The organism is Actinoplanes sp. NPDC049599 (genome assembly GCF_044465625.1).
Taxonomy (GTDB): Bacteria; Actinomycetota; Actinomycetes; order Mycobacteriales; family Micromonosporaceae; genus Actinoplanes.
In genome coordinates this window covers 169903-190140 of sequence record NZ_JBITLX010000011.1, presented here as the reverse complement: position 1 = coordinate 190140, position 20238 = coordinate 169903, and the positions used below count along the sequence as shown (strand labels likewise).

The following is a 20238-nucleotide window of genomic DNA, read 5'->3' as shown; positions in this document are numbered from 1 at the left end:
GGGCCTTGTGCCTGGCCTGTTGACCCATTCAGGAACGGAGTGCACCGGTGACTGACCTGCAGCCGGGCGGTGGCGACACCATGGACATCGACACGCCGAACGTCGCGCGGGTCTGGGACTACCAGCTCGGTGGCAAGGACAATTTCCAGGTCGATCGGGTCGCCGCGGAGCAGCTGAACCAGGTGTGCCGGGCAGCGAACGCACCGACCGGGTGCGAGGTAGCTCGGGAGAACCGGGCGTTCATCCGCCGTGCGGTGACCTACCTGGCCCGGCAGGGCATCGATCAGTTCATCGACCTGGGCGCCGGTCTGCCCACCCGGGGCAACGTGCACGAGGTCGCCCAGGCGGTCAATCCCTGGGCGCGGACGGTGTACGTCGACTACGACGCGCTCGTCGCGGTGCATGGTCGTGCTCTTCTGGCTGACAATCCCGAGACCGTCATGGTCCGAGCCGACGTGCGCCAGCCGGACAGTGTTCTCGGTAATTCCCAGTTGAGGAGTCATATCGATCTGGGCAGGCCCGTCGCGGTGCTCATGGTGGCGCTGCTGCACCTGTTCACCGCCGACGAGGCACCGGCCGGGATCGTCGCGCGGTTCCGCGACGCGCTCGCGGTCGGCAGCTATGTGGTGATCACGCATGTGAGCGGTGACAGCCGGCCGGAGGCGGCCGGCGTGCTCGCTGCGGAGTTCACACGCCTGGGTGTCACCACGCCGCTGGTTCCCCGCACCGCGGCGCAGATCGGCGGGTTCTTCGACGGCCTGGAGCTGGTCGAGCCGGGCCTGGTGTCGCCGGCACGGTGGCGACCAGACCCGGCTGACGTCGACCCGGGCGAGGACACCCGGTGGATGTGGGCCGGCGTCGCCCGCCTGCCCGCCCGCTGAGCGCTCGGACAGGGGCACGTTCGGTCGGGCCCCGTTCGCGCTGTACCTGACCGCGAAATCCGTCACGGAGGAAAGGACCGATGTCATGTTGTCAGCGGAGTCGACGCGGCTCACCGACGATCTGTGGCTCGCCGCGCACGACGGTGTCAAAGGCGCTCGCCTGATCGGTGACTGGCCGCTCGGGGTCGGGCTGGCCGCCGGGCTGCTGGCCGAGCTGATCCACGGTGGATGTCTGGAGCTGCGTGATGGCGAGCTGTTCCGCACCACGAAGGCGGCGGCCGCCCTGCCGACAGACCCTGCGCTGCGGCCGCTGCTGGTCACGATGCACGCCGAAGAACAGACCCGGCCCGCCACGCCGGCGAGGGTGCGGGTGACAGCCCGGGCGCGCGAGGAGCAGTGGGGGCCACGGGCCTCGGAGTGCGGTGGCTGGCCACCGCCGGTCCTGCAGGAGACTCGGCACCGTCGGCCCGGCCACCAGCTCCACGCGTGGATTTCTTACCTGGCCTACGAACGGCGTGCGGAGGCCAGGGTCCTCGACCGGCTGTCGCGCACAGGTCTGGTGCAGCGTGAGGACCGCCGCCGGTTGTTCGGCGGCACCACGGTGCGATACGTGCCCTGTGATTCCAACGCCTCGGGGACACCGGCGAACACGATCACCCACACAGTGCAGGCCGGCCGCGCGTTGCCCTGCTCCGGTGTCGTGCTCGCCGGGCTGTTCCTGGCCACCGGGCTGCATCACCACGCGCTGGCCACGCTGAGCCCCTCCGAGCGGTCGATGCTCACCCGGCAGATCCAGCTCGGCCTGGACGACAAGGCCACGACCGGCATGCAGGCGATGCTGCGGGAGCTGCTGCGCGCCGCGGACGCCGCCGTCGGCGAGGCCGCCATGCGCTGACCCGTCCCGTACCGCCGGTGATCCCCCCTCACGGCATCGCCCCACCCCTCAACCCCCTATTCCAGGAGGAACCCCGGTGTCCGCACCTGCCTCTGTCCTACAGTCCAGCGTGTCGTACGCGCTCGCGCGTAACCGGCTCGGCCCGTTCGCGATCGGCTCGGCGATCGCCTCGTCGGTGGCGCCGCTGACGGTGATCACGCTGGTCGTGCCCCTCGCGCTGGCCGCGACCGGCCTGCTCGGTTTCCCGATCGCGATCATCGCGGTCGCCGCGATCCTGATGATCTACGCCGTCGGCTATCTGGCGATGGCCCGGCACATCCCCAACGCAGGGGCGTTCTACGCCTACGTCGCGCACGGCATCGGCCGGCCGTTCGGTGTCGGCACCGCCTGGCTGGCGCTGGCCACCTACACCAGTTTCCAGCTGTGCTGCTACGGCGCGTTCGGCGCCGCGATCGGCGCCCCGCTGCTCAGCGACTGGCTCGGCTTCACCGTGCCCTGGTTCATCCCCGCCCTGCTCGCCTGGGCCGTGGTCGCCCTGCTCGGCGCGAACGAGGTCAAACTGTCCGGCTACGTGCTGGTGTTCCTGGTCGTCGCCGAAACGATCCTGGTCGTGCTGTACAGCCTGGCGATCATGCTCACCTCCGGATTCGCCTTCTCCGGCGCGGCGATATCGGTCAAGGACCTGTCGGGGCCGAGCCTCGGGGTGCTGATCGTGCTGGGCGCGACCTCGTTCGCCGGCGTCGAGCAGGCCGTCGTGTACATCGAGGAGAGCAAGGACCCGCGACGGACCATCCCGACCGCCACCTACGTCACCATCGCCGTCATCGGTGCCGCGTACGCCCTCGCCTCATGGGTGCAGATCAGTGCCGCCGGCCCGAAGCCCATCGACCGGGCCGCGGCCGAGGGCGCCGACCTGTTCTTCAACGAGGCCGCGATCATGCTCGGCCAGAGCGCGGTCACGGTCGGAAAGGTGTTGCTCGGCACCGGGCTTGTCGCCGCGCTGCTGGCCTTCCACAACGCCATCACCCGCTACACCTTCGCCCTCGGCCGTGAAGGTGTCCTGCCCCGCATGTTCGGCCGCTGCACGATCAAGGGCGCACCCCGCAACGCCTCGATCGCCCAGACCACACTTGCCCTAGGCGTGCTGGCCGTCTACGCCGTCGCCGGCTGGGATCCCCTCGTGCAGTTGTTCTACTGGGGGTCCACCACCGGCGGCCTCGGTGTCCTGCTGCTCTACGCCCTGACCAGCATCGCCGTCCTCGGGTTCTTCGCCCGTACCCCTCACGGCGAGAACCTGTGGCGGCGACGCCTCGCCCCGCTGCTCGCCACCGCGGTCCTGCTGGTCGTGGCCTACCTCGCGGTCGACAACCTCGCCGCCCTCTACGGCGTCGCCCCCGGCACCGGCCCCGCCCGGATCGTCCCGATCGCCCTGCTGGCGATCTTCGTCGCCGGCACCGTCTGGGGCCTGATCCTCAAACACACCCGACCCGAGGTCTATGAGGGCATCGGTCGTGGTGCCCGCAGCGCCACCGCCTCCGCCTCCGGCCTGTCCGCCATCCTCTGAACCAAAGGAAGCCCTCCACCGATGAGCCCCAGCAACGACACCCCTGCCCTGCGTGTCGCCGGTCCCGACGACATCGACACCGTGGCCGACATCGTCACCGACGCCTTCGACCACCTCAAGGTCATCCACTACCTCGTCCCCGACGTATCCCGACGCCGGAGGCTCGCCCGGGACTGGTACCGGCTCCACATCGCCCATGCCATCAGCGGGGCCGGGCAGGTCGTCGTGACCTCAGATGCCGACGCCGCCGCGATCTGGTTCGACCGCACCGGTGAGGCGAGCGAGCCCGACGGCTACGACAAACACCTGGCCGAACTCGCCGCCGAGTACCTGCCGCGGTTTCAGCACCTCGACCTGCAGATGGAAGCCCACCACCCCACCGACGCGCACTGGCACCTGCTGTTCCTCGCCGTACGCCCCGACCGGTGGAACCACGGGCTGGGCAGCCGGCTCATGAACCACACCCACGCCCGTCTCGACGCCGACGGCATCCCCGCCTATCTGGAAGCCACCGGGCTGCAGAACCGGGCCCTCTACCGGCGGCACGGCTACACCGACATGAACCCGCCCACCATCGCCGTCACCGACGACACGGTGCTGTACCGCATGTGGCGACCCGCGGAGAACGGATAACACCGACCTCGTCCAGCCCGCCGAGTTCCACTACAGCCCAAGCACCAACCCCGGGCGCCTCCCGGTCATCGCGGACGGCTCCCTCCCGGGACGGGGTGACGGCGTCAAACCGACACGCGCAGCGATAGCCGGCTCATCTCGCTGCGAGCTCGGCAAGGACGTCCACGACCTGGCTGACGCCGCTCCTCAGCCCAGACGCACCTGCGCCGTCATCCCTGCCCACCTGCCAATACGGGCGCCCACGATGACCCCGCCGATGTCCAGGAAGGATCGACCACTCTGATGACCATGCCACCTGCCGTCTGCTCCCTGACCGTCGACGACATCGACGGCGTGCCCGACGCGGCAGCACTACTGACCGCGGCCCACCACACCCATCCGACCGGCCGGCTGCTGGGCAGCATCACCCTCCCGCGTACCGGCTACACCGCGGCGTCGTTCATGGCCGTCATCAGAATCAGCAGACGCCGCGGCCGCGTCGACCTGGTCCACCACCACGATCAGGTCATCGGTGTCGCCTGCTGGATCACCCACCACGCCCACCGGCGCGCCCACACACCCACCGTGCCGGTCCCACGGCTCAGACCGGCTGAATCACACCGGACCGGCGGGCTGTTCGACGACGTGCACCACAGCATCAACCGCCTCGACATGATCGACCTCGCCCTGGCCGTACCCGACGACCACACCCACACGCACCTGGCCTGTATGGGCACCCAGACCAGCCCCAGCGCCCGCATGATCGCCGACCTGCTGCTGCACCACCAGCACCAACGTGCCGACCGCGACGGCCACACCCTCTACCTCGAAGCCCACCACCAGCACGACCGGACCTGGCTCAACCGTCTCGGCTACAGCGACTGTGGCCCGTCACTGGGCCACCCACCAGCGCCGCAGTCCCACGCCCTGACCCGCACCCCGCTGCGACCGCCCCTCCCTGCGACGAAAAGGCACCACGTGGATAACGCGTAATCGGCTGTGGCCTCGTTCGCCGACTGAGCGCCGGGATGTTCGCGACCGTCGGCGCCGCTTCACCGGCGCCGCGTGCCGAGATGATCGTGAGAACCGGCACCACTTGTGGATCTTGACCGTCGGCGGTGCCACCGGAGCTCGTTCACCCTCCGCGCAAGCAACTGTGACGTGAGCCGGGTGGCGGTGCGTTGATCTAGCTGTTGAGAGCGATCCAATATCCCTATATCGGCAGGTCAATGGCTATGGCTATCCGCCCCGCGGGGAGCAGGTTTGGGAGGTATCCGGCCATCGAGGTCGCCCTGCACCTCGATCACGTTCGCGCAGGTCAACCCTGGAGTCCGACTGCCCTTGGGTCCGCGTCTCGCGACCTGAACCCGGGGCGCCAACCTGCCCCCTCGGCGCAGCTCACAGGATCCGAGCCTTCGGCCGACCTGCGAACCGCGACCAAGCGGAGGCCCTGGAGGATCTGCTGGCGCGGCGGGACGGCGGCCATCGTCACCGACGGGCTCAACGCGAGATCCTGCGGTCCATCCGGCTTTAACGGCTACGGCCACGGATGACCGCCTCCCGCCCTCGAAACAATCAGCACGTTGTGGACGCCACGCGTGCCTCTCGCTTCGCGGCGAGCAGCATGAACCCAAGGAGCGTGTGAAAGTTGTTCGCGCAGTCCTGCAGCTGGCTCTCGGGGGTGTCGGCGTAGAACATCGAGGCGTGCTGATCACCGGCCTGCGCACTCAGATGCGGAAGCATCCTGATGTACTCGGCCCGGCTCAGCCTGAACTCGTCGCGAGCGCGATTCAGGAACTCCACGTCAACGCGAGCATTACTGATCGCGCGGGCGCTGGCCAGGCGAGCCTCGATGTACGGAACGACGACATCGGCATTCACTGGCATCGTCGATGGTCCAGCGCCTCTGCGGACCGCGCCGAAGACGGTGGCGGGCTCGAAGACATCGCGCACGGCCCGCTGCAGGCCAGCCCGGTCGACGATCCGCCGATTCCTGGCTACTTCGGTCAGAGCCAGGTGAAGCCTGCGCCTGGCAGCCGGCGTGGCATCCGGATGGTCGAACTGCCTCATCATCGCGGTGGCGTCGCGGGTGGCCGTCTGGCGGCTCACCGAGTAGTCACCGAGCCAGGACTTCAAGGTGCGGGAAATCTGCCGAGTCGGCACCCAATTGTCGCCATGGTAGAGCCAGAGCCAGATCGGGATCCTGGCCAGGGACTTGATGTGCGTCGCGCCGTCGCGCCTCTTGTCGAGCAAGGCAAGAAAGAGGTCTCGCTGCTGCGGTGTGTAAAGGGCCGGCAAGGAACCCCGGCCGTGGCCCAGAGGTCGCTTCTCAGGATGGTCGAGCAGCCCGCGACTTATCCAGTCGGTCACCAGGCGCGCCCCCACGTCGTGGCCCCGGAGAGAAGCACCCGAGAGCAACTCGTCGATGGTGCACTGGTCCTGCGCCTCCACACTTAGAGATTACATCGAATTCGCGGCAGAGCAGTTAGCGACCGGCGCCGCCTCTCAACCATCCTCAGCGGAGAGAGCAGCAAGTTCTCGACCCACCACAGGAGGATCATCATGATCAACAGTTTGGTATCCGTCCCTGAAACAGGTAAGATCATCCGCTACGCCCTGGGCAGTAACGCCCGGACCGCCCGCCTGACGGTCCTGATGCTGATCGCGGTGATCAGCTGGCACCTGCTTCTGTAACCGCGTCGCCGCCCAGGTTGGCGGTAGATCCAGCGACCACCGACCCAGCCGTCAACCCCGGCCGACCGTCACCTCCGAGGCGATGGTCGGCTGCGGCGGCATTCGGCGTATCTACTGCACCCAGGGTGTTCGCGGCAGCACCATGAGCCCCGTTGAACCAGCTGGAACGATCCAGGGACCTTCCGGTTCGTGGGCCAATTCACCCGGTGGGGGACCGAGGATCGCCAACACAGGCTGAGGCGCTGCGCGGGGCTACCGTTCCCCACCCGGCGTTGGCCATCCATGCAAGCATCCGCTGCCGGCCACATCGTCGCGGAACTTCGCCGCGGGGCAGGCGGTTGCGCTACTGCCGGTACAACCCACCGTCGCTGCCGGGATAAAGATCGACACCGCGAAGATCAGCAGGCCGGGAGGTTGAGGCCCCCTCGATCCGGGCGGCGGATGAAGATTTCGGAGATGAAGACGTTGCGTGCGCCATGGCGTACGCCGTACCAGAGGGAAGAGGTGTGCAGGCCCGGGTTGGCGTCGTCGATGGTGGAGTTGTCCTGGCCGTTGGTCATGCGGTCGCCCTGGGTCTGGCAGGTTGCGGTCACGGTGCTGCCGCTGGGCATCTCGGTGCCTTCGACCTTGCAGTTGTTCAGCCGGCAGACCGGTCGTGTCGCGGTGGACAGGTACGCGGGCACGTCGTCTTCGCGCATGTCCGTTGCGCCGTTGGTCACCCGATTGTCGACCACGATGGCGTGGGCCGGCGGTGGTGGCGGCGGCGGTGTAGTAGAGGTCTGCGGCGTGTCGCCAGGTGGCGTGCTGCTGCTGGGGGCACGCCTGGTCGAGGTCGGTTGGGGCAGAGTCATCGACCAGTTGACCTTGTTGGACTCGACGCCGTCGACGAACACCCAGTGACCGCCGGGATCGCCCGATTTGCAGCCGTCCGCTCGGGCCGCAGTGCCCGCCGAGTCCACCGTCAACGTAAACTCGTGAAACACGTCAGAGGAGTCGGTCGCGTCCAGGCACTGTACGGTCGCCTGCCAGCCGGGCGGAAAGCCCGCCAGGGCGACGGCATAGAAGTACGCCCCCGTGGTCACGGCGCCGCGGGACAAGGTGACCTTGGCGTCGGCGAGCGGGTCCACCGGCTCGGTCATCGCGTCAGTGCACGCGGGAACCTCGATCTGATCCCAGACGAGGTCCGCCCAGACGTACCCGGTCTTGCCTGGATGCGGGCTACCGGTAGGCGCCTCGGCCAGCCAGAACCAGCGCCGTGAGGGTCCGTCGCCGGGGCCGCCCTGCGTCCAGCATTTCATCAGGACCTTGGCGCCTTGGTCGACGATGTCGATGATGCCGAAACCAGTGGTCTGGCCCGCTGCCGTGCCGGCCGGCCGATCTCGCAGTTTGACGGTGTCGGTGGAGCCGGTGGACTTGAGATAGCTGACGCCGGTCTTCGCCTGTTTGCCGTCCGCGTCGAGTAACCAGCGTTCGTTGACGGCAACCGCCGCCGGGGTTGTTGTCCCGGTCTGTGGATCGGCGAACGATCGGCCGTGGAACATGACACCAGCCGCCACCAGCCCGGTCGCCACGACCGCGCCGAGAATCACTTTGCGCACGTTGCTCATCTCCGCTTCGGTCGATGCTGATCAGCTTTTGCAGGCCGTTCGCGCCACGGGGCCGTGCTGGGGCCCCTCGGCGAAATAGACCTCGGCGCGGACGCAGGTGTCGCCGACCGAGATCATGTTGGAGAAGCCTTCCGTTCCGCCCTGCAGTGGCAGCACGTACCTGACTTGCGCATCGTCGGCGGGCCGGTACATGACGAGCACCACCTGCCGCCCCGCCAGGCTGGGTGCCACGCCTTGATCCAGGTAGACCTTCGCCCACATCGTGCCGCAGCCAGGGGATGCCCGCAGTTCCACGTGGCCGACCTTCTGTCCGCCCAGATCACGCAGCGCTGGACCGTCCGCACCGACGGGCGTCCGGACCGCCGCGTCCACGCATTTGGCCAACGCCGGGTCCTGACCGTCATAGGGCGAGGTGAAGGAGGGATCCGATCTCACCGCCAGTACGAACGCGACGACGGTCGCCGCGGCCAGGGCCGTCGTGGCGGTCAGACCGAGGTAGCTCCACAGCGGCGCGTCCACGGAGAAGGAGCCGGACCGGATAGGCACGTTGGCCGTCACTGCCGCCGTCCGCCGATGGGCCGCGAACAGCCACATCACCGCCCCGGTCCACAGGGCCACGCCGGCGCAGAACAGCGTGACCAGCAACCATCCGGGAACGGTCAGATCGCCGGTGAACTCAGCGGCGATACCGATCGCCGCCGCCGCAACAAACCCCGAGGCGACTTCATAAATTTCGACGCGCGGCGCGAACGGGTTGAAGGCGTGCCGCGGCATCGAGCCTCCCTAAAAGATCAAGAGGAACGGCGCACCGGCCACCCCAAGGGGAGACAAGTGTGCGTCAATGTGTGCCGAGCTGCACAACCAATATCACCCTTTCGTGGAACCGTGAACTGGCCTGGCCTTTATGCCCTGGCCAGGACCGAAGACGTCGCAAGATCAATTCGACGGTGAAAGCCCGGCGATGGTGGTACGCGAACGGCGCCCCGGCGTTGACCAGGTACCGCACGACGACACGTGGCCCGCGACTGGCTGAGCGTCCAACCCGGCCCGGGCGCAGTGTGGCTACGCACCGGAGCCGCCGGTATCGCCCCGGTCTACCTCGTCGAACACGACGTGGTGTTGCGCGGCTCCTGGGATGTCACCTACCTGCGCCCGTATCTGGCGGGGGCGCCGCTGTTGCAGTCGGTGCGGGCAGGCGCACGGCGGTGCCCGTCGCAGCGTGGGTATGGCCACCGCCGGCCCAATAGCCGGTGATCAGCCACAGCTCGTAGTGGATCAGCCATTCGCTCGTCCAGGGCACGATGGTGGAGGCCAGCAGCATGTGGTGGTGCCACTCGCCGGGGTAGTACAGGCACAGTTCGTCGCCTGGGTAGACGTGCGGTAGTGCGTCCGCGCCCGGGTGCAATTCGAGTGGTGGGTCGGTGACGGTAACCCGAGGGCGCCGGCCGTGCCGGTAGGTCAGGCGGACGGTATAGATCTGGCTGGCCGGTGACGGCCGGAGCCGGATGACGCAGTCCAGTTCGCCGTGGCGGACGGCACCCTCGGCGTCCGGCAGCAATGCGGTGATCGCGACGAGCTGCCGGGTGAGGTTAACCGCGCGGGTGGGGATGCTGGCCATAGAAGGTGTGCGGGCGGACGCGGGGCCCGGTTCCCGTGGTCGTGAGCAGGCCGCCGACGCCCATGCGATGTGCGCCGGTCACGGTCTGGCGGCGGCGGCGCTCGCCGTAGACCTGGACGGAGCGCTCGATCGCCTCGGGGGTGAAGCTTTCCGACAGCCGTGTGGCGAGCACCTTGAGCCCTTTTCCCTGCAGCCGGGCGAGGTCGTCTAGGAGGGCGCTGAGATCGTTGTGCCAGTGGACGAAGGCGGCACGTCGCTCGGGATACTCGTTCCACTTGTCGGCGAAGTTCTCCTCCTCGTGTGCGGGGTTGGGCACCCACAGTTTGCCGTCGCGGTTCTCGACGAAGTCACCCATCCGGCTGAGAACCTCGCGGGCACCGATGTACAGGTCGCGTTGCCCGGTGTAGGCGCGGGCGGCCAACGTGGTGACGAGGATCGAGGGGGGCCGGTTGTCCGGGTCGTCGACGAAGTACAGCATGCAGTGCCACTTGAGGATCTGCACCAGCCGTTGCAAGGTGCTGCGGGTGTCCCAGTCCGGCACATCCGCGACGTTCGGGTGCCGTTTGGCTTCGACCAAGTGGCGGTCGAGCTGCGAGCGGGTCTGGAACCAGGTCGCGTAGCCGATCGGGTTGCTGTGCTGCCACTCGTGCAGTTGCTTGTCGGTGAGCAGGATGCCGGTCGGTGGCTTCTCCAGGTCGGGGATGGTGGGCAGCACGTCGAGGTGGAAGCCGTCGTCGGGGTAGCCGAGGGTCCAGCAGCGCCGGGTGGCCTTGCAGCTGGCCGGCCCGTCGTCGTGACCTTGCTGCTGCTTCCAGCGCATGAAGGCGCGCAACATGCGGCCGACCCGCTCCTTCAGCTCGGCCTGGGTGGTGCTCTCCTTGGTGATCGGCAACCGGCACACGAGGTCGATGTCGTACTCCCCGGTGGGGGTGTTGGGCCGGATGACGGTGCCGAGCCGGAAAGAGCCCTGCGGGTAGATGCGCCAGCCGGGGCTGCCGTTCTCGGCGAGCCAGGAGCCGACCTCCTAGTACTTGTCGACGGCGAGCTGGTGCAGGTGCGGGGAGACGTCGAGGGTCTCGACGGCACCGTCGAGCAGCATCGAAAGCATTTCTTCCATGGTGTCCACGGGTCAGTCCTTCCGGGCCGGGTAGTGCGGGACGTACGCCGGCGCGGTGTGGTCGGCGAAGCAGCGGGTGAAGCTAGGTGCGGCGGCCCGACTCTCGTGCCCGGCCAGACCGATCAGGGCGTCCGCGTCGACCTTGTCCAGGGCGAGCGCGCCGGTCGGCACGGTGGGGTTGAGCCGCAGAACCCGGTCCTTACCCAGAAAATGGCGGACCTGTTTGTTGGCGCTCTCGCTCTGGGCACGCATGAGGACCTCGACCGCGTCACGCGCCCACGGAAGCAGGCCGCCGCGGTCGAGGCGGCGGCTGCGATGACGCCGGTCGGTCGTGGTGCCGAGGCTGAAGATCCGGATCTGGTCGAGCGGCACGCCGAGCGGACCGACGGCCTCGGTCAGCGCGACCATCGCCGGATTGTTCGCCCAGATGCCGCCGTCGATCAGCCGCGCACCGCCGAGCGGCATCCCGGGCAGATAGGTCGGTGCGGCGGCGGTGGCCATCGCGACGTCGACCGCTCGTTCGCGCCAGTCCCGCTTCAGCGTCTCCAGATGCGGCGTCCGGAACAGGTAGACGTCGTCCGCGCCGATGTTGTACGAGGTGATCAGGAGCCGCTTGGTGCTCTGGCCGAACATGCGCTGACCGAGCACCTCGGTCAGCGCGGCCCGCAGCGGCTCCGCCGCATACTTGGCGCGCAGCACCTGCCGCATGCTGCGCAACCGGCTGCGGTCGCGGAAGATCCGCGGACCGTGGTCGGTGTAGAAACGCAGGATGTCCCGAGGCGTCAGACCGAGCCCGAGACCCAGCGCGATGATCCCACCGGTCGATGTCCCCGCGATCAGGTCGAAGTGATCGGCGATCCGGACGTCGAGGTCCTCCTCAAGCCCGGCGAGCACCGCCGCGGAGAACATCCCTCGCAGCCCTCCGCCGTCCAACGACAGGATCTGGAACCGCCGCCCGGCCACCGGTTCGGGCTCACCACTCGCCACGTCTACGTCCTCCACGTCAGGCCGGCACCGATGTCGACCTTGCCCACTCACCATACTTGACCCCCCAGGCGTTCCATAAACCAGATAGGTATACGGAACGGTTTCGTAGGTCTGTCGCGTGCATGGAACGCTAGGATCCGGGGCAATGGACATCTGGTTCGGCGACGACGACACCGCCGAGTTGTGCAGCCGTACCACGAGCCTGACCGCTCGTTGGGGATTGAGGGGCGGCATGGCGGTCGGCCGCAGGCTCCTTCAGATCGAGGCGGCTCCAACCATGACGGCACTGCAGACCCTGCCCGGCGACCTGCGTCGCGACGCCACCGACGGCACCTGGATGATCAACGCGAGCGACGTGGCGATCATCAAGTTCGAGCTCGACGACGGCGCGGCGAACGGGACTCACGCCGTCCGTGTGCTCTCCGTCAGCGACCAACCAGCGGAAAGGAAACGCCGATGACAGGCACAAACAGCCCCCGGCGGTTCCGCCCCGACTACGCGATCCCGCCCGGCGAGACACTGGTGGAAGTCCTCACCGACCGCGGCATGAGCCAAGCCGACCTGGCCCGCCGGACCGGCTTGTCCACGAAACACATCAACCAAGTTGTCCTCGGCACGGCGACGTTAAGCGCCGAGACGGCCCTGCGATTCGAGCATGTGACCGGCGTGCCAGCGCAAGTATGGACGACCTTGGAGTCGACGTACCAGGTCGCACAGACACGTCAGGGCGAGTCCGTCCGCCTGGCGGCGCAGGTCGACTGGCTGCAACAACTGCCGATCGCCGAACTCGTCCGCCGAGGCTTCATCCGCAAAGACGTCCCGCCCGTCGAACGGCTGCGTGACGCACTCGCATTCTTCAAGGTCGCCTCGCCGGACGCGTGGGATCAGGTATGGGCCACCCCGACCGCCTACCGGCAATCACAGGTGTTCGACGTCGACTATGGCGCTTTGGCGGCTTGGCTGCGTATCGGCGAGATCCGTTCCGAAGAGGCCGACCTGCCGCCGTTCGACCGAATCGCCTTCAAAGACGCGATACCTCACATTCGAGACCTCACTACGGTAAACGACCCGAAGCAATGGCACCCGGAACTCGAGGCGCTTTGCGCCGCTGCCGGCGTCGCGCTTGTCATCGAACCGGAGATCGTCGGCGCGCGCATCAACGGTGCCGTCCGCTGGCTTCCTAGCGAGCGACCCCTCATTCAACTGAGCGTGCGCAACCGGTGGGCCGACATCTTCTGGTTCACCTTCTTTCATGAGGCGGCGCACGTCCTGCTGCACGACCGCAGACGGTTCACCATCGTCGACGGCATCGACCGCGCCGACTCCGACAACGTCATGGAGCAGGAGGCAGACGACTTCGCCGGCCGCGTCCTGCTCCCACGGGCCTTCGATAGCCAGCTAGCGAAAGTCCGGTCACAGGCCCAAGCCGTCGCCCTTGCCCGAGAAGCCGGCGTCCACCCAGGAATCGTCGTCGGCCGACTCCAGCACGACGGAACCATCCCGTACAGTCACTTCAACCGCCTCCGCACCCGACTCGCCTTCACCGGCGAGTGAGGGCCGGGCACCATGGCCGTCGACCACTCCATTGAACAGATCGCCGAAGGACTCGGCATGGACGCTATCGTCGGTCGATCTGGTCCGACCGTTGGTGAAAAGGTTCCAGAATGGCGGAAGCTGACGGATCGAAGCCGCGTCGCGAGGGCCGCGCCCTGCCTGGGACGCACGTACAGCGGCAAGCCGATCGCATGGCTGGCTATCGGTGAACCCGTTGCCGGCACCCTATACGGCGGCACAGGCCCATCGCCTACATGCATCTGCTGACCGTCGAACAGGCCACCGATCTGTGATCTGGACTGGCCATGCCCACAAGTGCGGCGCCGAACCAGGGCCGCCGATGCGACGGAGCGTCCAAGCACCGGGTCTGGCCCACTCTTGGGGAGACGAGGTCGCCTCGCTACCGAACCTTACTGTCCATTGTGTAGCTCTCAGGTTCGTGGATCTTGATCTGACGGTGCTTCTGCCCCATCTGAGTGGGTATTTGAGATGTTGATCAGGGCCAGATGAAGGTGCGGTGGCGTTGACGGCGGGCGGGGTGTCCGCGGGTGATCCGGCGCAGCATGCCGTTGATCGCCGCCCAGCGGATGACCGCTTCGGAGACTTCGGCCGCGATCATCTGCCGCGATCGGCGCGCTACCCAGCGTAACTGCGAGGCGAGCGGCCGACCCACGGACCGAATCATTTCTGGAGCTGCCATTTGGTAATGTCCAAACGACCCGACAAGATCAAGTAAGTCACTACTGCCATCGAAAAGATTGCCCATATCGCGGTTGCAATCTTCGCATACGTCTCCAGGTGCTCCGCTAGTCGCAGAACGGCGCCTCGGTCCATTCGACCAGAGGGGTTATCGCGTAGGCCGGACTGCGGCTTACCGTTGGCATCAATCGCTTCGACAGCGAGCGCTGCGGACCGGTAGTAGGACGTCCGACGTGGACCCACGATGACTGCTATTGCCTTGCGCTGCACCCCTTCAATTGCTGACGACATCGTTACCGACATTGAATCTACGTTTGATAGCCACGATCTCAAGGCCAACGACGTCGCCAGCAGGATAGAGGCAACGGGATGGAATGGTGACGATGCGTCGACACGACGGGCTAGGCGCGAAAGTAATTCGGCATTTCTATCCAGCGCCTTCCGGTCAGGTAGATGATCGTCCCGGATACCCGCATACGAATTGTCCTGACTCCGTAGGCTGAACGGCGAGTATCCACTGAGGTGCGCCACCGCCTTCGGCTTGATCATCAAGAAGTCTATGTATCGGAGCAGGGAGTATCTCAAAACGAATATTAAAAGGAAGTCGGCAATCACCAGTGCATCTCCGAGCGAAAACCCGCCTGGGTCACTGGCACGATCTCCTCCTGCCCATACACCGGTATAAAATGAGATCGGACCGATGACGACAGCAAGATTGACCGCGATGCGCATGTGCAAGTAGCTGTACACCTCGCGGGCTGCGCCCAAGCGCTGCCGATAGGAGACATCGCTTCCCCAAATCTCTAGCCTAGGCAGAGCGCCCATCAGTAACCGTCGCGGCCACAAGGCGTATCTAACACATTCGAAGAGCATGCCGACGCCGACGCCACCTCCAGCGATGATTACGAGGTAGCTGACAGATGCTGGCCGGTCGAGTAGCTGTCTGACCAGCACGTACGGAATTACAGCACCGAGCGCCGCGCCGATGCCCCCTATTGCGGCGGTCGCGACGGCGCAGACGAATACGAGTGGGTGAAGTATAAATCTCTTTAGCGAATGACGCCGTGAGATCCGCCAGATGGCCCGAGTTACTGACCACCATCGCAGAATCGAATGATGGAGCGTTCGAGCGTTGGCGTGGTAGGGCGGCGGCAAACGGTCGAGAAGCTCGGTGATCCAGTAGGTTGTAGAAATAGGGATGATCAGGCCCGAGAAAACGGCCAGAGCTGAAGCCGGGAACGAAAGAAGTAGCCACGCGAACTCAAGGGGAGCCATCTTCCAGATCTAGCATCGGAGTTGGAGCTGCGCCAGACACCCGCCAACTTGCGACTGCGCTCTACTTATCCTCCTCGTCGGTCACGTAAGCTGCCCAGGACCCACTGATTTGGCCGCGATCCGGGCGCGATCTTAGGTTCACCGATTACTCATCGTGAGTGGCGAACGTCGGCCGCGGGCCGCCGCCGAGCACACGGTGACAGGAACGCGAGCACGCCGATGTCAAGGGTCAGTCAGCGGCGGCCGACAGGTCGGTGAGTCAGGCTGCGATCCGGCCCAAGCCGCGGTCGGGGCCGGCGTGCGGCCGGCCTACTTCTTGACATACGGGCGCCACGCCGGCACCGGTTGCTGGCCAATCTCGTTGCTCCGTGGTTGCTCGCAACTTCGGCAATGGGGCCCTCGTCACGCAGTAGAGGTTTGAGGGATGCTCGAAGGAACGACTTGGCCAGCAGCGTGCTCACGAGGTTCGCAGCCCTCCGACCAGCGTAAACATCGACGCGCCAGGGACGGGGCTCTAGTCATCGTCTCTGTGCAGGTACCCTGATCGTCGCGGGCTGCTAGCTCAATGGCAGAGCTGAGGACTTTTAATCCTTAGGTTCCGGGTTCGAATCCCGGGCGGCCCACCTTTGACCTGGGGTTATGTCACTGAGTAACCGAAGCATTGCGCCGTCTTTGCCCTGGTTTGGGTGGGCAGGGGAGCAGTCAGCGAGCAACCACGACGGTCTGCATCACTGCAGCTCAGATGCCTTCCGCCGGCTCGTGGCCGGTGTCGACCAGTGACAGGGCCCTGGTTGGTTGGCTTGAGCATGGTGGAGAGTGTCGGCTTTCTACGTCTTTTCGTGAGCGATCTGTAGGCGTCCTTGGGGGTGCAGACCACCACTGGGACTATGCCGAGGGTGAGCGACCGTCCCGAATGCCTACGGGCGCTTGAGTGACCAGTCGGCGTCGCCGTCCTTCACCGTTGCGTCGTTGTACTGGCCGGTGTTGCTGTTGGGCCAGACGCCGTTGGGGAAGCTCGTCGGGTCCACGGCGTCTCCGTGGAGCGCGATCATGGCGTTGGCCTGGGCGGCAAGGAAGGCGGCGAGGGTGGATACGGCCGCCACGATGATGGCGGTGTTGACGCCGGCTTCCTCCAGGAACAGTGCGATGCCGGGGGCGGTGAAGATTCCCGAGCCCATTCCCGCGATCGATACCGCCAGGGCCGCGATCAGCTTGGCGAGAACGCCGGCGAGAACGATGTAGAACGCCAGCCCTGCACCGGCGCAGATCAGTAGGTTGCCTGAGGTGGTGCCGGCGATTGAGCCGACCCGGCCGGCGGCTGCGGACTGTGCGGCCGCCGCGGCGAGGTAGCTGTCGCGGGCTCTGCCGGACCAGTCCGACTCGTCAACGACGAGGTTCTGTGTTGTGAGGTCGGTGGAAATCCCGTTCAGCTTGCCCTTGATGTCTAGCCAGCGCCACGCGTCAACGAACATGAAGATGGGCGCGACGGCGCCTTTCAGGAGGTCGAGGAACCAGTCAAGGATGGCTTCGCCGACCTTGACGGTCTCCTCGGCGATCCACTTGAATGCCTGCGCCACGGGTGGTGGGACGTACCAGTGGGACGTGGCGCTGTTGGCGGTCGGGATGACCTGGGCGAGTTGACCCTCGAAGGTCTTGAGGCCTGCCTCGATCTCGCGGATGACGGCCTCGTACTGAGCCTGGCTGAACATCGATCGTCCCCGTTAGTAGATGTTGCGGATGCGATGCTCGGACGCCTTGTCCTCGGCGTCGTAGGTGTCGGCGACGCTGCGCAGCGTGCCGGCGATCTCGGTCATGGCTGCCGCACCTTCCTGGCAGCGTGCCGAGACCGTGTCGATCACGTCGTTGTACGGGCCGACCATGAGCTGGAAGAGCCCTGCTTCCAGGCGGCCGAACTCCATGTCGGCGGCCTTGGTGCCCTGCTCGCCGAGCTTGCTGCCCTGTTCGTCCCACTTGTCTGCTTCGCGGCGCAGGGCGTTGGTCGCGACGGTGACCTGTTCTCTGCCCGGGGGTTGCGTCATCTGGTGCCGCCTTGAAGAGGGGAGCGTGTCAGGGAGGTGAGCGTCGCGAGGGCATCACCGATGAGGTCGTCGGGCCCGGTGCCGATCATCGACGCCGGACGTTTCGCGATCGCTTGCTGCAGTGCCGTAGCCAGGGCCGTGTTGAGGGCGACGCCGTCCTGCTCCCGGGCCCAGTCCGCATCGATGGTGCAGGCGGTGAGGCCGACCGACGAGAGCTGAACCGCGACGTGTCGACCGTCGTCTCGGCCCTCGACCGCCGCGGGCGGTTTCACCGGTGGGGTCTGGGCGTCGTGGAGTCGCCCCAGGATTTTTTCGGCAAGTTCACTGCTGTCGCGAACCTGACCGGCCGGCAGCTGCGGCAAGGGCCGGCTCGCGAAAGGTTCTTCGTCGTCGGGGTTGACCTCAAGGTCCGTCCGGCGCCGCCACCAGCCGCCATCGTCCATTGCGGTGGTCCAGGTCCGCATGCAACGCCGCACCGCGTCGGAGTTCGCGTCGAGAACCGCACTCGCCAGCCGCTGGGGTGCCAGCCGCTGCCGCCATCCCTGCCGGACGCGGATCTGCGTGGGAAGCCCGTCACGGCCGAGAACGACGAGCACCCAGCCTGTCGCGTCGCGGCCTTCGACGTGTGCCGGTATCGCCCCTGCAAGATCGCGTGCGAGCTGCGCCAGTTCCGCTGTACGTCGCTGGAGCTGACTCCGGTGCTGGTTCTGGTCCTGCACCGTGCTCAGCGCTCCGAACCGCGTCGCGACTGAAGAACCGCGCGCCCGATCATCCCGATCGTGACCGCAGTGAGCACCAGCAGAATCGCGAAACCGGCTGCCGTACCACCGGCGACCATCAAGGAGAGCGCCATCAGCCCGACGATCCCCACCGCGATGAACACCACCACCGCAGCAACGTTGCGAACCGCAGCGCCCGCACCCCGCCACGCGACAACAGCTCCACCGGACGCCACGACGGCAATCACAGCTGTCACGACTGCCGTACCCGGCCATCCGAACGGCGAGGCATCGGCGACCTCATCGAAGCCCGCACTCGCGAAAGCCACCACGACCAGCTCGACCACCGTGATAACCCACAGCAGGAGCAGCGCGAACCCACTGGTCCGTGACCTGCCCGACGCCAGCTTCACCACATCAATACCCTCCGGCTACTGAAGGTCACCAGGGTGTCCCAGTCGAGCCGGCCGCGCAACGTGCGTGTCGCGTTTCAGATCTACGGCGCTCGATGGCGACATCGCTGGCGCAGCCCTGCGTACGGCGCGAGCGGTCCGCAAGCTCGTGCAGAATCTCGTCGCGGCATGCGGTCATGAGGCACCGCTGACGCTTTCCAGGTCTGCGGCAATGTGTACGGACCTGTCCTTCAGCACCGATGACTGGCCCCCTTGGGTGGCTGCCCGGACTCCGTCGGACAGGCACGGCCGGTTGCGAATGAGACGGAAGCTGAGCCGGGTGCGGACGCTGGGTTGCACGGGATTCGCTCGCCCGCCGGCCCTTAGCGTTCCGGCGCGGCTGCAATGACGCCAAGCACGCGAACGTGAACAAGGAGTGACCTTCCCGGTAGCTCGGGCGTCGCTGCCGAAAGGGAGCGTGGAGAAGCGCCTGGTGCCGGTGAATGGCCTGCTTGGTGAGTCTCGATCAGGAGGAGTGGGCGAGGCCCGGCTTTCTGGCGTTGTCGACAGACCTGTGCCCGGACGCGGACCACGGGAGCCTGTGACGTAACGGCCACCACCGTTTATTGCCTTAATAGCCAGTTCTGCGTCGTCTTGTGTGTTTCTGCGGCCATTCCGAGTGATGCCGTGGCAACGTCCTCCCCCTACCAAGGGAGCGGCATGCGAACGATCTTCAAGGCCGGGGCCGTCGTCGTGGCAGTCGTACTGACCGGCGCCGGTGTCGCATCGGCGAGCGTGCCGGACGCAGGTGGCGTGATCAGAGCCTGCTACGACAAGTCGAGCGGCAACGTGCGGATCATCGACACCGCCAAGACCGCGAGCTGCAAAAGCGCCGAGAAAAGCCTCAGCTGGAACCAGTCCGGGAAACCCGGGCCACGCGGGGCGCAAGGCAACCCCGGAGCGCCGGGGGAGCAAGGCCCGACCGGACCGCAAGGAGCGACCGGCGCTGACGGATCGCAAGGGCCGCGCGGCCAATCCGCCAAGGAGGAACGCAACGGCCACTGCATCCTGCGCCTGCCACCCGGGTCGCCTGCCGGTGACTACAAGGTCCGCTGCCTGTACGACACCCCGTTCCCCGCGACCGGGGCCTGCACTCCCACCGACAACATCGCCTCCCCGGCGTACCTCGGCGAATTCGCCGACGGGGACGGGACCGCGATGTGGCCCGTCAGGGACTTCGCGTGGCAGGTCGAGCACTCCTATGGCGGCTCGTGCATTGGTGACCCGGCCGCCATCACCATCCAGGTCAAGACATTCATCGCGATCCCGGACGGGGCCGGCGAATACACGGCCGGGTTCAACTACGTGTCGTACGCCTGGAACTAGTCCGCGGATGTCGTGGCGGTCCCGCCGGTTGGACCCGGCCCTTCGCCGTGCCCCGGTTGTTGGCCGTTGACCCGACCGCGATCAACGTGTGCACGGCCGCTTGCACGATGTCCGGCACCCCGCCGCTCTGCTGACCCTTGGCATCCAGGAGCGAGCCGCCCTGGACGTGACGGGATGGGCCCCGACCGGGACGGACGCG

At 66.7% G+C, this 20238-nt stretch carries 21 protein-coding genes and 1 tRNA gene; 10 read left to right on the top strand and 12 right to left on the bottom strand.

Features of this window, described 5'->3' with window-relative positions; genetic code table 11:
* The first annotated feature begins 47 nt into the window (after positions 1 to 47).
* The 5 genes from ACIBQZ_RS21400 to ACIBQZ_RS21380 all read left to right on the top strand — a co-directional run bounded on the left by ACIBQZ_RS21400 (position 48) and on the right by ACIBQZ_RS21380 (position 4945).
* On the top strand, positions 48 to 881 hold the full coding sequence (locus ACIBQZ_RS21400; RefSeq protein WP_396090474.1) for an SAM-dependent methyltransferase: 834 nt from the start codon (positions 48 to 50) through the stop codon (positions 879 to 881).
* Positions 882 to 966: 85 nt separating this feature from the next.
* Entirely contained in the window at positions 967 to 1776 is an 810-nt protein-coding gene (locus tag ACIBQZ_RS21395; RefSeq protein ID WP_396090473.1) for a GPP34 family phosphoprotein, read from the top strand.
* A 109-nt stretch (positions 1777 to 1885) separates the two neighbouring features.
* Entirely contained in the window at positions 1886 to 3340 is a 1455-nt protein-coding gene (locus ACIBQZ_RS21390) for an APC family permease (RefSeq protein WP_396090472.1), read from the top strand.
* Between the two features lie 21 nt (positions 3341 to 3361).
* Entirely contained in the window at positions 3362 to 3973 is a 612-nt protein-coding gene (locus ACIBQZ_RS21385; RefSeq protein ID WP_396090471.1) for a GNAT family N-acetyltransferase, read from the top strand.
* A gap of 282 nt (positions 3974 to 4255) precedes the next feature.
* Positions 4256 to 4945, top strand: a complete 690-nt coding sequence (locus tag ACIBQZ_RS21380) for a hypothetical protein (RefSeq protein ID WP_396090470.1) — start codon at positions 4256 to 4258, stop codon at positions 4943 to 4945.
* Between the two features lie 582 nt (positions 4946 to 5527).
* Here ACIBQZ_RS21380 and ACIBQZ_RS21375 read toward each other — a convergent pair.
* Complete coding sequence (locus tag ACIBQZ_RS21375) at positions 5528 to 6403, bottom strand: hypothetical protein (RefSeq protein WP_396090469.1); 876 nt, start codon at positions 6401 to 6403, stop codon at positions 5528 to 5530.
* 111 nt (positions 6404 to 6514) lie between these two features.
* Between ACIBQZ_RS21375 and ACIBQZ_RS21370 the strand changes: the two genes are divergently transcribed.
* A complete protein-coding gene (locus ACIBQZ_RS21370; protein ID WP_396090468.1) occupies positions 6515 to 6646 on the top strand; it encodes a hypothetical protein in 132 nt (43 codons plus the stop codon).
* 398 nt (positions 6647 to 7044) lie between these two features.
* Here the strand turns inward: ACIBQZ_RS21370 and ACIBQZ_RS21365 are convergent, their stop codons facing one another.
* The 5 genes from ACIBQZ_RS21365 to ACIBQZ_RS21345 all read right to left on the bottom strand — a co-directional run bounded on the left by ACIBQZ_RS21365 (position 7045) and on the right by ACIBQZ_RS21345 (position 11975).
* Entirely contained in the window at positions 7045 to 8253 is a 1209-nt protein-coding gene (locus ACIBQZ_RS21365) for a hypothetical protein (protein ID WP_396090467.1), read from the bottom strand.
* A 21-nt stretch (positions 8254 to 8274) separates the two neighbouring features.
* Entirely contained in the window at positions 8275 to 9027 is a 753-nt protein-coding gene (locus ACIBQZ_RS21360) for a DUF2690 domain-containing protein (protein WP_396090466.1), read from the bottom strand.
* 364 nt (positions 9028 to 9391) lie between these two features.
* The gene (locus ACIBQZ_RS21355) at positions 9392 to 9871 is read right to left on the bottom strand and encodes a hypothetical protein (RefSeq protein WP_396090465.1); all 480 of its coding nucleotides are present in this window, start codon (positions 9869 to 9871) and stop codon (positions 9392 to 9394) included.
* On the bottom strand, positions 9843 to 10850 hold the full coding sequence (locus ACIBQZ_RS21350) for a cyclic GMP-AMP synthase DncV-like nucleotidyltransferase (RefSeq protein WP_396090524.1): 1008 nt from the start codon (positions 10848 to 10850) through the stop codon (positions 9843 to 9845). Before ACIBQZ_RS21350 ends, ACIBQZ_RS21355 begins: the two co-directional genes overlap by 29 nt.
* A 150-nt stretch (positions 10851 to 11000) precedes the next feature.
* On the bottom strand, positions 11001 to 11975 hold the full coding sequence (locus ACIBQZ_RS21345; protein ID WP_396090464.1) for a CBASS cGAMP-activated phospholipase: 975 nt from the start codon (positions 11973 to 11975) through the stop codon (positions 11001 to 11003).
* A gap of 145 nt (positions 11976 to 12120) precedes the next feature.
* Here ACIBQZ_RS21345 and ACIBQZ_RS21340 point away from each other — a divergent pair, with 145 nt between their 5' ends.
* Together ACIBQZ_RS21340 and ACIBQZ_RS21335 are read left to right on the top strand one after the other, a co-directional pair.
* Positions 12121 to 12435: a hypothetical protein gene (locus tag ACIBQZ_RS21340; RefSeq protein ID WP_396090463.1), complete on the top strand. Its 315-nt coding sequence runs from the start codon at positions 12121 to 12123 to the stop codon at positions 12433 to 12435.
* The gene (locus ACIBQZ_RS21335) at positions 12432 to 13529 is read left to right on the top strand and encodes a HigA family addiction module antitoxin (protein ID WP_396090462.1); all 1098 of its coding nucleotides are present in this window, start codon (positions 12432 to 12434) and stop codon (positions 13527 to 13529) included. Before ACIBQZ_RS21340 ends, ACIBQZ_RS21335 begins: the two co-directional genes overlap by 4 nt.
* A 496-nt stretch (positions 13530 to 14025) precedes the next feature.
* Here ACIBQZ_RS21335 and ACIBQZ_RS21330 read toward each other — a convergent pair whose 3' ends face one another.
* Positions 14026 to 14202, bottom strand: a complete 177-nt coding sequence (locus tag ACIBQZ_RS21330) for a hypothetical protein (RefSeq protein WP_396090461.1) — start codon at positions 14200 to 14202, stop codon at positions 14026 to 14028.
* A gap of 8 nt (positions 14203 to 14210) precedes the next feature.
* Positions 14211 to 15503, bottom strand: a complete 1293-nt coding sequence (locus tag ACIBQZ_RS21325; protein WP_396090460.1) for a hypothetical protein — start codon at positions 15501 to 15503, stop codon at positions 14211 to 14213.
* 551 nt (positions 15504 to 16054) lie between these two features.
* Here ACIBQZ_RS21325 and ACIBQZ_RS21320 point away from each other — a divergent pair.
* Positions 16055 to 16126 (top strand) — tRNA-Lys (locus ACIBQZ_RS21320).
* 294 nt (positions 16127 to 16420) lie between these two features.
* On the opposite strand, the gene ACIBQZ_RS21315 is transcribed toward ACIBQZ_RS21320, so the two are convergent.
* From ACIBQZ_RS21315 to ACIBQZ_RS21300, 4 genes are read right to left on the bottom strand one after another with little or no spacing between them, the layout of a single operon-like run.
* Positions 16421 to 17212: a hypothetical protein gene (locus ACIBQZ_RS21315; protein WP_396090459.1), complete on the bottom strand. Its 792-nt coding sequence runs from the start codon at positions 17210 to 17212 to the stop codon at positions 16421 to 16423.
* Between the two features lie 12 nt (positions 17213 to 17224).
* Positions 17225 to 17542 (bottom strand): hypothetical protein, encoded by a 318-nt coding sequence (locus tag ACIBQZ_RS21310; protein WP_396090458.1) that lies wholly within the window; start codon positions 17540 to 17542, stop codon positions 17225 to 17227.
* On the bottom strand, positions 17539 to 18261 hold the full coding sequence (locus ACIBQZ_RS21305) for a hypothetical protein (RefSeq protein ID WP_396090457.1): 723 nt from the start codon (positions 18259 to 18261) through the stop codon (positions 17539 to 17541). The genes ACIBQZ_RS21310 and ACIBQZ_RS21305 overlap by 4 nt, the downstream gene beginning before the upstream one ends.
* Before the next feature lie 5 nt (positions 18262 to 18266).
* On the bottom strand, positions 18267 to 18677 hold the full coding sequence (locus ACIBQZ_RS21300) for a hypothetical protein (protein ID WP_396090456.1): 411 nt from the start codon (positions 18675 to 18677) through the stop codon (positions 18267 to 18269).
* Between the two features lie 696 nt (positions 18678 to 19373).
* Between ACIBQZ_RS21300 and ACIBQZ_RS21295 the strand changes: the two genes are divergently transcribed.
* Complete coding sequence (locus ACIBQZ_RS21295) at positions 19374 to 20039, top strand: hypothetical protein (RefSeq protein WP_396090455.1); 666 nt, start codon at positions 19374 to 19376, stop codon at positions 20037 to 20039.
* The last annotated feature ends 199 nt before the right edge of the window (positions 20040 to 20238 follow it).

Excerpts from the sequence above, each read along its gene's own strand:
- ACIBQZ_RS21395 (WP_396090473.1), top strand. The coding sequence starts at position 967 with ATGTTGTCAGCGGAGTCGACGCGGCTCACCGACGATCTGTGGCTCGCC.
- ACIBQZ_RS21385 (WP_396090471.1), top strand. The coding sequence starts at position 3,362 with ATGAGCCCCAGCAACGACACCCCTGCCCTGCGTGTCGCCGGTCCCGAC.
- ACIBQZ_RS21380 (WP_396090470.1), top strand. The coding sequence starts at position 4,256 with ATGACCATGCCACCTGCCGTCTGCTCCCTGACCGTCGACGACATCGAC.
- ACIBQZ_RS21370 (WP_396090468.1), top strand. The coding sequence starts at position 6,515 with ATGATCAACAGTTTGGTATCCGTCCCTGAAACAGGTAAGATCATCCGC.
- ACIBQZ_RS21365 (WP_396090467.1), bottom strand. The coding sequence starts at position 8,253 with ATGAGCAACGTGCGCAAAGTGATTCTCGGCGCGGTCGTGGCGACCGGG.
- ACIBQZ_RS21360 (WP_396090466.1), bottom strand. The coding sequence starts at position 9,027 with ATGCCGCGGCACGCCTTCAACCCGTTCGCGCCGCGCGTCGAAATTTAT.
- ACIBQZ_RS21355 (WP_396090465.1), bottom strand. The coding sequence starts at position 9,871 with ATGGCCAGCATCCCCACCCGCGCGGTTAACCTCACCCGGCAGCTCGTC.
- ACIBQZ_RS21340 (WP_396090463.1), top strand. The coding sequence starts at position 12,121 with ATGGACATCTGGTTCGGCGACGACGACACCGCCGAGTTGTGCAGCCGT.
- ACIBQZ_RS21335 (WP_396090462.1), top strand. The coding sequence starts at position 12,432 with ATGACAGGCACAAACAGCCCCCGGCGGTTCCGCCCCGACTACGCGATC.
- ACIBQZ_RS21325 (WP_396090460.1), bottom strand. The coding sequence starts at position 15,503 with ATGGCTCCCCTTGAGTTCGCGTGGCTACTTCTTTCGTTCCCGGCTTCA.
- ACIBQZ_RS21315 (WP_396090459.1), bottom strand. The coding sequence starts at position 17,212 with ATGTTCAGCCAGGCTCAGTACGAGGCCGTCATCCGCGAGATCGAGGCA.
- ACIBQZ_RS21310 (WP_396090458.1), bottom strand. The coding sequence starts at position 17,542 with ATGACGCAACCCCCGGGCAGAGAACAGGTCACCGTCGCGACCAACGCC.
- ACIBQZ_RS21295 (WP_396090455.1), top strand. The coding sequence starts at position 19,374 with ATGCGAACGATCTTCAAGGCCGGGGCCGTCGTCGTGGCAGTCGTACTG.